This is a genomic window from Paenibacillus sp. J22P143 (assembly GCF_059692035.1).
Genome location: NZ_JCAUAQ010000032.1, coordinates 1 through 13791, shown reverse-complemented (window position 1 = coordinate 13791; position 13791 = coordinate 1). Strand labels below are relative to the sequence as shown.

Annotated in this window: 17 protein-coding genes; 1 reads left to right on the top strand and 16 read right to left on the bottom strand. The window is 36.5% G+C overall.

Annotation, left to right across the window (positions count from 1 at the left end; translation table 11 throughout):
- Positions 1–123: 123 nt before the first annotated feature.
- The 10 genes from AC58PQ_RS26285 to AC58PQ_RS26240 all read right to left on the bottom strand — a co-directional run bounded on the left by AC58PQ_RS26285 (position 124) and on the right by AC58PQ_RS26240 (position 8569).
- Positions 124–993, bottom strand: coding sequence for a hypothetical protein (locus tag AC58PQ_RS26285; RefSeq protein ID WP_497246796.1), 870 nt, complete (start codon positions 991–993; stop codon positions 124–126).
- Positions 994–1371: 378 nt separating this feature from the next.
- Complete coding sequence (gene lepB / locus AC58PQ_RS26280) at positions 1372–2364, bottom strand: signal peptidase I (protein WP_497246794.1); 993 nt, start codon at positions 2362–2364, stop codon at positions 1372–1374.
- Between the two features lie 220 nt (positions 2365–2584).
- Entirely contained in the window at positions 2585–2920 is a 336-nt protein-coding gene (locus tag AC58PQ_RS26275; protein ID WP_497246792.1) for a hypothetical protein, read from the bottom strand.
- A gap of 397 nt (positions 2921–3317) precedes the next feature.
- On the bottom strand, positions 3318–3524 hold the full coding sequence (locus AC58PQ_RS26270) for a hypothetical protein (protein WP_497246790.1): 207 nt from the start codon (positions 3522–3524) through the stop codon (positions 3318–3320).
- A 189-nt stretch (positions 3525–3713) separates the two neighbouring features.
- Positions 3714–4196 (bottom strand): SMI1/KNR4 family protein, encoded by a 483-nt coding sequence (locus AC58PQ_RS26265; RefSeq protein WP_497246788.1) that lies wholly within the window; start codon positions 4194–4196, stop codon positions 3714–3716.
- A gap of 245 nt (positions 4197–4441) precedes the next feature.
- Positions 4442–4918 (bottom strand): DUF6843 domain-containing protein, encoded by a 477-nt coding sequence (locus AC58PQ_RS26260; RefSeq protein WP_497246786.1) that lies wholly within the window; start codon positions 4916–4918, stop codon positions 4442–4444.
- Between the two features lie 224 nt (positions 4919–5142).
- Positions 5143–6030 (bottom strand): stalk domain-containing protein, encoded by an 888-nt coding sequence (locus AC58PQ_RS26255; protein ID WP_497246784.1) that lies wholly within the window; start codon positions 6028–6030, stop codon positions 5143–5145.
- Between the two features lie 331 nt (positions 6031–6361).
- Entirely contained in the window at positions 6362–6973 is a 612-nt protein-coding gene (locus AC58PQ_RS26250; protein ID WP_497246782.1) for a hypothetical protein, read from the bottom strand.
- 438 nt (positions 6974–7411) lie between these two features.
- The gene (locus AC58PQ_RS26245; protein ID WP_497246780.1) at positions 7412–7882 is read right to left on the bottom strand and encodes a VOC family protein; all 471 of its coding nucleotides are present in this window, start codon (positions 7880–7882) and stop codon (positions 7412–7414) included.
- A gap of 186 nt (positions 7883–8068) precedes the next feature.
- Complete coding sequence (locus AC58PQ_RS26240; RefSeq protein ID WP_497246778.1) at positions 8069–8569, bottom strand: YcxB family protein; 501 nt, start codon at positions 8567–8569, stop codon at positions 8069–8071.
- Positions 8570–8885: 316 nt separating this feature from the next.
- Here AC58PQ_RS26240 and AC58PQ_RS26235 point away from each other — a divergent pair, with 316 nt between their 5' ends.
- Positions 8886–9647, top strand: a complete 762-nt coding sequence (locus tag AC58PQ_RS26235; protein ID WP_497246776.1) for an alpha/beta fold hydrolase — start codon at positions 8886–8888, stop codon at positions 9645–9647.
- 156 nt (positions 9648–9803) lie between these two features.
- On the opposite strand, the gene AC58PQ_RS26230 is transcribed toward AC58PQ_RS26235, so the two are convergent.
- The 6 genes from AC58PQ_RS26230 to AC58PQ_RS26205 all read right to left on the bottom strand — a co-directional run bounded on the left by AC58PQ_RS26230 (position 9804) and on the right by AC58PQ_RS26205 (position 13310).
- Positions 9804–10352, bottom strand: a complete 549-nt coding sequence (locus tag AC58PQ_RS26230; protein ID WP_497246774.1) for an imm11 family protein — start codon at positions 10350–10352, stop codon at positions 9804–9806.
- Positions 10353–10661: 309 nt separating this feature from the next.
- A complete protein-coding gene (locus AC58PQ_RS26225) occupies positions 10662–11279 on the bottom strand; it encodes a DUF4085 family protein (RefSeq protein ID WP_497246772.1) in 618 nt (205 codons plus the stop codon).
- A gap of 177 nt (positions 11280–11456) precedes the next feature.
- The gene (locus tag AC58PQ_RS26220; RefSeq protein ID WP_497246770.1) at positions 11457–11906 is read right to left on the bottom strand and encodes a hypothetical protein; all 450 of its coding nucleotides are present in this window, start codon (positions 11904–11906) and stop codon (positions 11457–11459) included.
- An 88-nt stretch (positions 11907–11994) separates the two neighbouring features.
- A complete protein-coding gene (locus AC58PQ_RS26215) occupies positions 11995–12297 on the bottom strand; it encodes a contact-dependent growth inhibition system immunity protein (protein WP_497246768.1) in 303 nt (100 codons plus the stop codon).
- Between the two features lie 212 nt (positions 12298–12509).
- Positions 12510–13001, bottom strand: a complete 492-nt coding sequence (locus AC58PQ_RS26210; RefSeq protein ID WP_497246766.1) for a hypothetical protein — start codon at positions 12999–13001, stop codon at positions 12510–12512.
- A gap of 36 nt (positions 13002–13037) precedes the next feature.
- Positions 13038–13310, bottom strand: coding sequence for a hypothetical protein (locus AC58PQ_RS26205; protein WP_497246764.1), 273 nt, complete (start codon positions 13308–13310; stop codon positions 13038–13040).
- Between the last annotated feature and the right edge of the window lie 481 nt (positions 13311–13791).

Genomic DNA, 13791 nt, shown 5'->3' with positions numbered 1-13791 from the left:
CTATCCTGCCCAGTAGATGAGAAAAGGCAGCTGATCATTGTTATCGGTGCCCTTTGTGTTGTTAAACTATAGTTACACGTTAGCTTAATCAAGCCTTCCCTTCAGATCATTTTAGTCCAGTTATCACAACTTTCGGTGCCGTAAAAAACTCATGCATAATGATATCATGCCTATTAAAACAAACATTGCTCCAAGTGCTGCGGTCCCGAACGGATAAATTAGTGGAAAGAAAAAAGAAGGCCAAACTTGTAGAATTTCTGATTGGTACCCCAATGGTTCTGTTGAAGTATGGGTTAAATTGATAAAATTAACCCTTTGGGGAAGCTCACCTCGTTCATTATATGTGAAACGTTCTTCTTGGACTTGGCCGTTTTTTTCAATCGTAAGTATTCGCCATGCTAAATGTTCTTTGTTGATCACATGAATTTCTGAGACACGTTGCAGGATAATAACCTTTTCTATGCTTTTCTCTTTTACAGCCAATATTCCAAAATACCCATGATATCTGTTGTCATCCAAAAAATTCGGCCTTACTTCAACGGAACTTGTTATGGTCCAGTCCTTTTGGTTGATTTTGATATTAATATTTGAATTATCACGACTGTATTCATCATAATTACCTGGTTGGAATTCATCTTCAACTCTGATCGTATTGCCTTCCCATGCATATTCCCTGGCATATTTTATTGGAGATAAATTTGATTGCTGAATGATTCGATTGTAATCGCCTAAAGATTTTATCAGTTCATATTCTCTGCCGTAAAACAAATAGTTTTTGACTGTAATATTGGTTACTGGTATTGGTGCGCCCCGTCCGAGTATTTCCACTCTGTTCAGTTCCATAAAATTCACGCTGATAGGGTCCATATTAAATTCATGCTTTACAAGTTTTCCATAACGCCACTCTTGACCCATCAATAATAATGGTTGTGCGGAATATAACAATAACAGTGTGCCTAAGCCTACGAGTAGGAGATATAGGGTTAGCTTCATCGTACGCCCCCTTTCAGTGGGAGGAACTTCATATATAATATAATTCCCTTCCTGTTTCAACGCAGCATATTCAGGTTGATCTAATATAACTTCTACCCACCCTGTATATTCTTTAGGTAGTAGAAATTTATGTGTTGGATTTTATTGTCCGCTACCGAGACTGCAATTGTAATACCTAGCATCTACTTCTTAATCATACCCCTTCAAATTAGATGTATATTTCAAAGGTTTTTTCTAATTTTTGGATTAAAGTAAAGTAATCATTCTACCTGATGAGCGAAGGGCGGCTGCTTCCGTTAATTGATAAAAAAAATAAGTAGGCGCCCTTAGCTTCCTGCTTGTTGATGGATTAAAATATCTGATTGTTAATGTTTACGCTTAATTTACATCAACTACAATACTACCAAAATACCTATCCCCAATGTATGCCTCCAACCTCCATAAACCTGGGGTAGGAATGGTCATATTCGAAGGCGGAACAGATGCATCGGCGGATCTAAATGTACCGCTTAAGCCACCCGCGAAAAAAACAGTCCTGCGTTGTTCTTCACCCTTTTTTACAGCGATCACTTTGAATTCGCCCCGTAAATCATCGGATTTCCCCCAAAAGAACCAAAAGTTTTGATAAGGTTTACCTGCAGTTAATGAAATATCAACAATAGCTAACTTACCTAATTCCCCGCGAAGTCTGATGGATTCCTTTTGCCCTTCTGAAGCCATTTCAAAGGTGGGACTAGCTTCCCATTTATGTCTCTCTATATATCCGAGAACCTTGCCCTTGATTTTATTCGTTTCAGTAGAACCGAACATCCGACTGTCTACACTTCGAAACCAATCATCACCAATTAGATATATGTGGTCTTTGGGTACCTTAATCTCATCTATATTTATGCTTTGTAAGAAATCCAAGGCATTTTTCACATTGCTGTTGTTTGGTTCATTATTCATGAATTGTTTTAATTCCTCGGTATCGTTACCTAAACGATGTGCTTTTCCATAGAACGTATCAAGTTTCTTACCATTAATATATAACTGACCTGCATTAATGCTTACCTGTTCACCTGAAAGCGCTACAACTCTTAAAATATCAAACTCAGGGAGCGTACTGTTCTCTCTTACACTCTCTAAATATACAACGTCTCCCCGTTTTACATCATGATTGTTATAATAAGCTGGATCAACTACGAGCTCCTCGTAATAGTAATCATGATGCCCACGATCCATGTTATCGGAACGATGGTAATATATCTTATAATCCGCATTGACCGGAACTCTTTGAATAGTCGGAACTGTGTCAGTATCGGTAACAACTTTTTCTGAGCAGCCTGATAAAGCGACTATCATCAAGAATAATATAAACAATGTCCGCATAATAATCCCTCCTGTTATTAGTTTATCCTCCATCCTACAATACGAGATCAATGAAATGGAACATTTTTGTGAATTGTTGGAGAAATTGGAAGAATCACAGAAAAAAGCTAACTGCTTCGGCATTTAGCTTTTTTCTGTGATTCTTTAGTGGTGATTGTCTAGCGAAAGAAGGCTCTGCGCAATTAACGTGTCCCGTTAGCTTAGTTGCCGAGAGAACAAACTATTGTACAGGAAGATCAAGTTCTATACGGAGTTGATGTACGGTCTTTTCATTTTTTTGGTATTCTTCTCTTCCTTTTTTAAATCGTTCAATCATTTTTTCTGATTCTTCTGCCTTTTTGAGATACTTATCGTCGTTATATCTTTTCGCAGCTTCCTTAAATTCATTGACACCCATTGTATAGACTCCAATGGCTAAATCTAACTGCTTGGCGAAATTTTCAGTATCGTCAGGATCAGCTTCTAGTTCGAGCTTTCTTGTTTCATTACCGAGACTCTTAACTTTAATACCTTGTTGGTTTTTTGCATCTTTGTCCTCTCTTGTTTGGTCAGGCATCGCGTCCAATAACTTGTGCTCAATAGTTTCCTTATCCTTAGCTACCTTAGCTAGAGCTTTCAGAGAGGCTACATCTTTTTCAGCTAGTGCGGAAATAGAAAATATACTTGCCCCAACTAAACATGTAGCTGTAATGCAATTAGTTTTGATTTTAATTTCACGAATTTCCCTCCTCTGTCGTCATACTTTTATACGATTCCATTACTTGGAAGTTGCGTTAAACTGCCCTTTAGCTTAATGAAAAAGGAGCAGTTGCCGCGTCGGCAAACTGCTCCAGGAGCGCTGAACTAACGTTCTGCGTTAGCGGAATGATGCATAGCGGTTAGGTGTTGCAGGGGCATCAGCCCGTGGCGTAGATACGGTGTTATAAGATGTGGGGACTTCTTCGAATTATGTACTAAACTCTTTCATCAATTATATGATGCTTATCGTTTTGGTTCTTATCGTTTTGATTCTTAATTTCTTTTCTTAACATACGCACTTCTTGTAATAGATCGTCAAATTTTTTTGAGGTCTTTGATGAATCAATTGCGTACCTAATAATTGCTATACAAATTAATACTCCAACAAGCCATAATACGATAACTGAAACAATCCCTTGCATTTTTATACTCTCCCTCTTTAACTCATATTTGAGTAATTCGTGAAATGATTCAACTATCCTGCCCGTTACTTGAGAAAAGGCAACCAATCCACTGGGATGGTTGCCTTTTCATGTTATTGATTGAACTCTCGTTTCCCGTTAGCTCAATGGCATCTCAAATAATACATCTCATCGCAATAAAACTATGCATCAATACAGCATCTGTAAAAGTTCAGTAAATGTATTACATACGGGAGTAATAGCTTCTCTTTGCCATGCTTCCAGTGGTTTAGTTTTTAACTGTTCTGGAGTGACATCATCCGTTGGGTAGCAATCTTCATGATCCCAATACACAATTGATGGTTGCGATAATCTTCCGTTTGTGTAATCAAAACAGATGTAGTTACCACCAGCATCAATAGCAAAAGGAATAATTGAATCAGGAAGAACATCACGTGAACCTTTAAACTTTTTATACACATTTGAACCCGCTGAATCAATGCGTAATAATTCCCCGAGTGTTTCACTTTTTCGACCTTGCAAATCAAAACGGCTTGGCTCTGGTATACCACCATTGGTTTCTAATACACATTCAATATAGTCTTCTGGTAATTTTACATATAACATTTTTTCAAGTTTAATTACATCTTCTCGTGTAATCATTTCTCCAGGAAAATTCCAAACTATATTCATAGAGTATCCTCCATCTGTTTTTCTAGATACAAGCTATATTCTATTACAGTATTTTAATCTCCTTTATTAAAACATTTCTGCAAATTTATTAATTTCCGCTTCGTTAAACTGCCCAATACTTCTATGTTAAGTAACTGGTTTCCGCCACGCTCTACTGCTCGTTAGCGTAACGAAGGACGCTGATCTGTTCGCGGTAGCCTCGTTTGAGTGTCTTGTATACATACAAGTTGGTTTTTGGCCTTCTACTATTCATGAAACTGGTTGTTTTTCATCGCAACTCGCCATTGTTCTTCCGTTCCTACAAAAAAGGTAAGTTTTTCAGGGAATTTCTCTGTTTGGCCCTCAGGTACCAATCGATCTCCTCCAGATGTTCCTTGACTATGGATCAGTGGCACATCTGTAGGTCCTTTAACTTGTCGACCATCTTGCTCAACATAAAATAAAACCATTGATCCTGAAACACTTTTGCTTGAAGTCATTACTTTTCCAGAAGGCGGGACCTCATAAATTAAAGTGCCGCCATCTTTTTTTAAAGCAGGAAAACCAGGTTGTTCGTATGTAACCTCAACCCATCCCGTAAACCCTTTTGGCAATAAGAACTTATGTGTAGTTGTTCCCTCCGTTATATTTAATAAAATAATGCCTCCAACTACAATGGAAATAGTTACTATCGCAATGAAGAATGGAATTATTATATTAGAAAGACGTGCCTTATTTATCATTACCGATCTCCCCCCAGTTCCTTGCTTAGTCCTCCACACTTCAAATTCATATCCATATAATACCATGTTTTAATCGTAGGGAATGAAACAAATCTGCCCTTTAGCTTAATGAAAATAGAGCAGCCGCTGATCGCAAACTGATCCATAGTGCGCTCAACTATAGTTCATATGACATATATGATCTTGTAGTATTTAGAATTTCAACTAATTGAACAATTAAATTCTTATAAATGATCTATCGTTAGCTTAACAGTTTTATACTTTGTAAAATTACCCGAACCTATTGCTTCAAAGGTTCCTACCCCTCCTGATACTGTCCAATCCACATCTCCAATTAAGCAAGTACCTATTAGCTGGTTGGTTTCATCATAAAAAGACAATGATACCTTATATTCATTTGAATCTAACTCTTTAGAAATCGATATATGCCCATTTACTCTTGTGAAACTATCCAAACTTGTTAACCGAAGGTCTCCAACTGAAATATTATTATTCTCAGCCCTAACATTTAACTCTCCAGGCGGGAATCCCTTTGAAGAAGGACCCGATTTATCATAAGAGGCATCTAACGTAGCTATTGCATAGTTGGAAAAATCCCCTTCACCGATTGCTTCAAAAGTTTTAATCTGCCCTCCATTCATTTGAATATTGCTCACACTTGCTTTTCCGATTATAATTCCATTTTTATCGTAGAATCTTAGATATAAAACTACATGTAGGTCATCTCCGCTTCCTTCTTTTAGTTTTACTTGACCAACTATTTTTGTATGATTACCCTCATTAAACAATTTAAGGTTTCCCGCTGTGATATAATCAACATTCCAGCCATCCTTTAGATTTAAACCATTAGCAGTTTCGTAATCAACGGAAATCTGTTGCTTATCGTTATTAAATTCTACGGTAGCCCCTATATTTTCTGCGAGAAAGCGTATAGGTACATATGCATGACCGTTATAATTTAAAGTTTGGTAATCACTGTCCATTTCTTTATTTTCACCGTTAAATACATATTTAACAGGGTACAAAAATGCTTGAATCGTGTCTGAAGCATATACAACTGTTGTTGCACTTATGGTAATTCCGCAAATCATCCCAAGAAGGAACTTTTTCAAATTCTACACCATCCCATTTACTTATTTTTGTTTATTAAGTTAGACGTATGATAATGTCAAAAGTTTCCATTAATGTTTTTTTTACTTTACTGCCTTAGCACAATAGGCTGCACGCGGCAGCCTATTTATATTAGTTCAACTATAGTTCACCGAGGGAGTTTAATGTGTTCCATGAAAAATCACCGTTAAATAGAAGTCCGCTTGGGTGCATATTGTTCGTTGAAAATAAAGTAGAGGGGGTTTTTCATTTTATACGGGGGTATACGACTTGAAAGACGGCAAAACCATTTGTCACCATGTCACCCTTTATAAAAAAAAGAACGGGAAGCAATTAAGCCGCCCGTTTTTTCTTTGCAATATAGTTCATCATTGGTTGAACATTCAAGTCTACATCTCGTACCGTGTTCGAAACCATCCAATGATCGTCGGATTTGCTTCCGCCGCCATTAAACGCCCAATAATCAAGATCATGTAAGACACGATGGATGTAAATAAGGGCTTCATCGTCGTGTATATCGCGTGCAATCGTAGCAAGGTCGGCAAGGTTCGCCGCGTCAATTTCGAAGCCCTGTACGCTTGCTAGAGTTTTACCAAGTGCGCGGTAAGTGTCGGGGTTCAACGCGTCTTCGTTTAAGATCGTTGTCCAAGCTTCGGCGTTAGCCTTTTTGTAATTCTTAATGTCGCCGTAACCGACCTTTTCGTTGATAAATGCGTGTAAGCTTGTAACCTTCGCGATTGCGATTCCTTCCGCTGAATTAGGTTCAAACGTTGGCTTGACCATTTCCACTACTGGCGCGGACGTTTGCGCCGCTTGCGTCGTTGCTTGCGGTGCTGAATTGCCCCATGATGCCATTACGCTAGTGTATCCCCATGCAACCAACGACAATATAAGTACGGCGGCGATTCCACCACCAATTAAGTTATGCTTCAGGTTACTATTCATTATAACCCTCCTAAAATATGTAAGTAAATTACCTATTATATACTAATACAACAAAGGAAGGAATAAGTTTCCACCTTTGCCACTTTTCTTTTCTCTGCTCTGCTAATTTCCTATTCTCGTCAGCATTACGACGTTCACTACATTGTAATGTTCCCTTGGGGCGAAACGGTAGCACGTAAGGGAACTTATTGCATCCAGAGCCTAGTTGCCCGACACTCCAGAATCGTTTCTGCTGCCTGTACGCTTTATTATCAGCGAATGACCTGTACCTCTTGAATATAATTCGTTAATTGTAGGGGGCATCTGACAGCATATTAAGACAAATCAAACAGAGTCACAGCAATACGCCATGACTCCACGCATGTTTAATATTAGGCTATATTATAATGTTGTTTTCTACCCAAAACAATACCGCCCCTGATTATGAGGTTTATTGTGCTATCGTTTCCCGTTAAAGTTCTCTTCGGTTTTTTTAATTTCTAAATACCACTCGCTTAAATAAGGTACATATGAAAGTTGCATCGGTTTATCTTCAAGCATCGTAATATATTCAAGCTCGTTACCATCGGGGTCATCAAAATAAAATGCAGCGGCAGGCATCCATGTATGTACAATCGGCTCTTCGGTTCCACGACCAAATACTGGCTTGATTCTAATACTTCTTTCGCTTAAATACTGAGGGGCAAGGATTAAATCTTCAAAATTTACATTGAAAGCGAAATGACGTTTCTGCATATCCTCTTCTTTGACTTTCCAGAGTCCAAGCATATGTTTCTTCTCATCTGTAATCCATAAAAAAGCTACATTTTCATAACGGACATCTAGCTTCAATCCAAGTGACTCGTAAAACGAGATGGAGATATCCAAATCACGAATTAATAAATGAGTTTCAAATAATCCTTTTATCATATTTATTCCCTCTCTATATAGCTTCAGTCATAACTTTTTCTACATATCGTTGTGTAATCCTGCCCGTTAGCACAAAAGGCTGCACGCGGCAGCCTCGATGTTTAGGATGTAACTATCGTAATGTTAAAAACATTTGATCTTTAAACATTTACTCACAAATCCGATTATGTACCCATCATTAATCGTTTACGAAGTGCACTTTGCAAAATAAATTTGAGTTTGATGATAAAACTCTAAGCTTTCTTTTTCAGTTACAAACGACCTCTTCGGTATGATATAAGCCATAATTGTATCAACAAATATGAATATATATTCATCATTTTGATTAATACTTCTAACTCCGCTCCATTTATAACTACTCTGGCATACTGAACTTAATTGATGTATTCCTATTTCGTTTATTTCAACTCTACGCTCTCCTAGTATTCCTTCTTTACTATCTGGAATGCTCATCACTCTTTTTTTCATACTTAAATATGAGAATATACATGCTAAACCTCCTCCAAAGACCCCCCAACATAAAGAGAAAACTAAAGGAAGTTTGAATAACAACAAAAGAATAATTACGATGAATGGTAACGATATATTAGTGATAATAAATCTGTTTCTTAGTTTAGGTATATTGAATAAAGCATACTTATTGTATTTCCAGTAATCTGTTCTTGTAATATTTACTGTAATCTCCATCTGACTGATCCCCCATAAAATAGTTATCTATTACTGGAAATTATTCCATCACAATGCACGCTTATATAATAACATATAATGGAATCTCACAAAGAGATATTTTCTCTACTAATCTGCCAGTTACCTGAGAAGGCTTCCGTTTCATGCTGTCGGCAGCCTTCTCCTGATGTCTATTGAGCAATCGTTCTCGGTTATCGGAATGACACATCTGATCATCCTCAACACCTAACTCTAAATTCCCGAATAATGGAACCCGCAAATGTTAATAACGTATCACTAATGTGAATGCAATTATAACAAAGTGAGGTGTCGTGCATTGGCAATAGAGATATCTAAAATGAATACTTCAAAAGGGAAAATACAATATAATATTAGCGGGAACGGCAAACCCAATATCGTATTAATTAATGGCGGTTCTGGACCCCTAGAAGGTTGGATGAAAATACTCCCCGAAATTTCGGAGTCGTCATCTGTATTTTCCTATAATCGCTTTGGTGTTTTGGGTAGTGATAAGCCAAGCGAACCCCAAGATGGGCTAACGATTGTCGAAACGTTACGGGAGGCATTAAAGATAGTAGGATTCGAACCTCCATTTTTGCTTGTTGGACATTCCTTAGGGGGATTATATGCAAATCTATATGCCCGGCATTACCCGAACGAAGTAGCTGGCATTGTCTTTTTAGAATCCAGCCATCCGAAAGACATAAGCCTTAGTAAATATCAAGGTAAGGTAGTAAGAGCAATTAACAAGTTGTTCACGATGTTTGATGCCTTATCTTCTCATAAGCAATTCAATGAAGTTCATTTTGTTAAAAAAACGGTGGAACAAATCCATGAAATGGATCATTTTCCCGACATACCTGTTTATGTGATTACAGGTGGGAAAGAAAATCGCATGATACCAGAGGAAGTTCGTAAAAAGCGAATAGAGCATCAGTTGGAACTTCTTTCATTGTCTAAGTACAGCAAACATATCCCCGCTGAAAAAAGCGGCCATTTCCCTCAATTTTCAGAGCCAAGAGTGGTCACCGATACGATCAAAGATTGCATCGAACAAATAAAACAAACCACGTTGTAGCATACTTCTACGCTCTACTCCCGTTACTTGAATGAACAAAAAAAGGGGCTGCCACGAGGCAAGCTCCTCCACTATAGTTACCCGTTAGATTAATGACTTAATTTTGGAAAATTTAAAAATCTATCTCCCATCAAAGAAATATTATACTCCCTCTGCTTAACTTTTTTGAGAATTCCACAATAAGTGAAATCCGAATCCCTTAAGTTTTGCCTCATTGACTAAATCAACAAAATCATCAGTAACATATATCTGTCGCCTTTTCTTACCATTCTCAATAAATTTGAATATATGTTTATCTTTTGAGATGGAATCTGCTTTCAATACGTAATTAGTAAAACACCGAAATGTTCCGTCATCATAGCGGTCTATTGAAGACAATTCATCATCTATACAATCAATATAATTTAAAACATTTAAAGCGTAGTAATTTTCCCCTTTTAGAGATAAGGGCAGTAACTCCACGCTGTTTGACATAATACTTTCAAGAATAAGCTTTGCTCTTTCATTTATTACTGGGATACCTGACCCAAAGTAGGGTGAATCACTTGAGATCCCCTTTTCATCAATTTTTATTTGAATAGTATTCCAAGTTGAAGACATTGGTTCACCATTAAAACCATTGAAAAAAACTTGAAGATCTTTTTGATTAGCAACATTTATACTTTCAAATTTATCATTAGTGTTAGCAAATTCCCAAATTTTCATGGAACAACTCCTAGGTGTTAATGGTTAGTTATGCATTTTATTTTAACATGGAATTCACTATTCATTTATTAATACATACTGAAGAATCCTGCCCGATAGCTTAATGACAAAAGGAGCAGCTGCCACGGTAATCTGCTCCTAGGTTTGTTTGAACTAACGTTACCCGTTAACTTAAACAACATCCTACCCAAACCTTCTAAAAAAGACTTGCTCAGCTGAGACAATAAAGTCAATTAACCCCATATCCTGACTCTGAAGCAACATGTGAAACTCATATCTGTCATCTACTTTATATACTTCCTCATATAATCACCATGAGTTTTCCAATCCAGCATCTTGCTTAATTATCGTAACATTCTCAAAGATCACTTCGTCGATGTCTTTAAAACCACCAGAGGTGTCAAGCAGTAGTGTTATGGATTGATCATTCAGAATTGATTTGGTAATCTTACAATCATGAAAACTGAAATTCTCGACTATTCCTCTATCCAATAATAATGAGGCTTCTTTAAGATATTTTCTGCAATTTTCACCTGTTGTCTCTACAGCCCTTTTATTATCCTCACAAAATTGAGCTACAGCATTTATAACATCACTTGTTGCTTTATTTAAGGCAAAAACCCTTAGATCAGCTATCTGATTCAAAATAGTTTCTGGTAATGACTCTCTTAAATGCTCTTGATTAAAAATATTCGAATCATGAAAATGTTTCGTTTCTTTCTCTTTATTGAAAGACGCATTTGTTCCGTTCGCTTGCATCACGAAAACCACTTCTTCTTGAAAATGAAGCCATTTGTTTAATTCATCACTATAGAGTAGTTGAAAATATGCTTCTGAGAATGTTTCCGCTTGTTTTTCTTCCTCTAAACCTAAATGAAAGCTCATTTTTTGACAAAGTTCGTACCATTCTTTCGTTAAATATTTCATTCAATAATGTCCTCCGCTTTACCACAATATTTCATTCATCTCTCACATAAGTCGTTAGCTATTTGACACCATATTTTGTTAGTATACTATCCATCCAGTTCAATAAATTCCATGTTTTATCTTAATACCATTGTTCAGTAAGGACTAACAACATTAGTATTTTTCACGGAATACCATTTACTCAAGATTTCCATAACTACTTGAACTCGGAGCTGATTTTATTGCATTATCAAGTACATGCCCAAACTTTACTAGCTCACTTTTGTTAGTTTTTAATGGAAACAATTTACCTTGATCTTCAAAGATCAGCAAGTATAGATCAGTACTAGACTCATATAACCAGTGCAATTCAAGATGTTTTTCGAAGTGATAATAGTTACCATGAGGTTTGTCTAATGGAAATTTCATCATTAATTTAATGAAGGGAAAGAGAGTTCTATTTGTCCAACCCATATCTATAGTTCTTTCAACTAGGTTATCCCTGTAGAAAGTAACACGAATTCTACTTCCTTCATCCTCTTCCGGATAATGGTGTAAAACCTCAAAATGAATTTCAATGAAGGATGTATTATCGAAGCCTTTAAGAGTAATAATATCCATTTTGAGTACCGTCGACAAACCCATCATACCGAGACGCTCCTTTTTTGACAAAGCCCATTTCTTAGGCTATACAGGAATGTTTAGTTTAGCGACAGTTCGCTATACTTTTAAAATATTAGTCAGCAATTTCTTCAATTCTTTTTTTCATTAACGTAGCCACATGCTCTAACCATTCAATTGGGCTAAGATTAATTGACGGAAAATATATTTCCGCATGTTGAGTTATGAAGGATTCCTTTTCTAGAGGATTCAAATCACTATCAAATAGCATTCTACAACTTGTGTAATGAATTACCAACCATTCTTTACTTTGGATGCCAAGGTATTCTTGTAAAGCATTTTCTATTGAACCCATATCTTGATGAAAAGTCCCACCTAGAAACTGTGCTAGTTCATATTGCCAGTCAATTTCAGACATTTGTTGATTCTCCTTAATATCAAACTTAAATCTCCCGTTACGGGTATCCCATTGAAAAATTTTTTCTCGGAATCCGCTTTCCACACATCATCATTTTCCAAAAAACCCTTACCTACTAATAATGATTTATGATAGCATACAAAAAGTTCATTTTTCAGTACTTTATTTGCTCAACTCTTCTGCCCGTTTAATGAAATCCATGTTTTATTTTCTTAGTCTATCTTCCCATTCTGAAATAGTTCAGATAGACTTTTTGCAATGAGCCTTTTTTCAGCTAATATCTTATCACCATCATCACTCACATCGTGATAAATCTGATATATGGCAGGGTTATCGCTATCGTTTATTGGTATAAAGATTGGGTCACCGCTTCCTAGAAGGTCATCAGCAAAATTTATGTAACCCTTTTCCAAAATTAACACCCCAGGGTACAAGTCTATTGATTCACTCATAATTCCTGCATCATCAGCAAATTGCATAACTATGTAGTCATCTTCATCTTCTGAATTAACATAGTTTATAGTCATCTCTAAACCACACAATGGAATTTCACTATATAACCTAATTAACCAATTTGGAAGGATATTCCCTAATTTTAGATTGAGGTTATCAATTTCATATTGAGTTAATTTTCTTCCTGTCTTACCTTTTGTTTGGGCTTGCTCACACAATTTCAGGGCATACTTGTACACTTCTTGATTCACGTAAACAACCTCATTTCTTCAAATCAAATTGCTCTTTTACTGAGTATCCTCCAACTTTAAATCAATATTTTTTAACTGTAGCTGAAGGTTAAAATCCGTTGGTTGCTTTGGATTAGATGAAAACCAGATAGCGCCTGCTTTTATCCAGCGAACCCTATATTTTTCTATTGTTACAGGTTCATCTATAGCATCATCATCAAAACCTGATTGAAAACCACAGCAATGACAAATATTGAACATTGGTTCGTCATTAGGTGTGTATTGAGGCATGTCTAACTCATCATAACCACAAACCAAACAAGTGTACATTTTAACGCCCCCTAAATAAAATCGTGCTTTCATTTAGGTGATACCTTAGAAATGTCTAATCTAAGCAATTCACCTGTCTTTGTATCCATATAGGCATAACCCATAAAATAGCGATAGCATAAGGGAATCATGTCCTCACTACACCATTTCCCTGAAATGTCTATTCCTTTATAATTGTAAGTTTTTAGGAAACGAAAGTAATATAACTTTACGTTATCCCCAATTTTCAAATTGTTAACGAATATAGTTCTTGAACCATCTGTGTTACTTAAATTATCCAATGATGTATCTAAAGTTTCATTCGTAAAGGGAGAGGGTATACTTCTATGTTCAGTTCTAACAATTTTGATTTGAGCATGAGGAAGATATGATTGTTGCCGCTGAATCATAATGCCCAAAAGCTGACGGAATTGCCTGTCCAGGGATTGACGAATATAATGACCGTATCACAGTAAAGGAAAAGGACGCCTCCATAAAACGT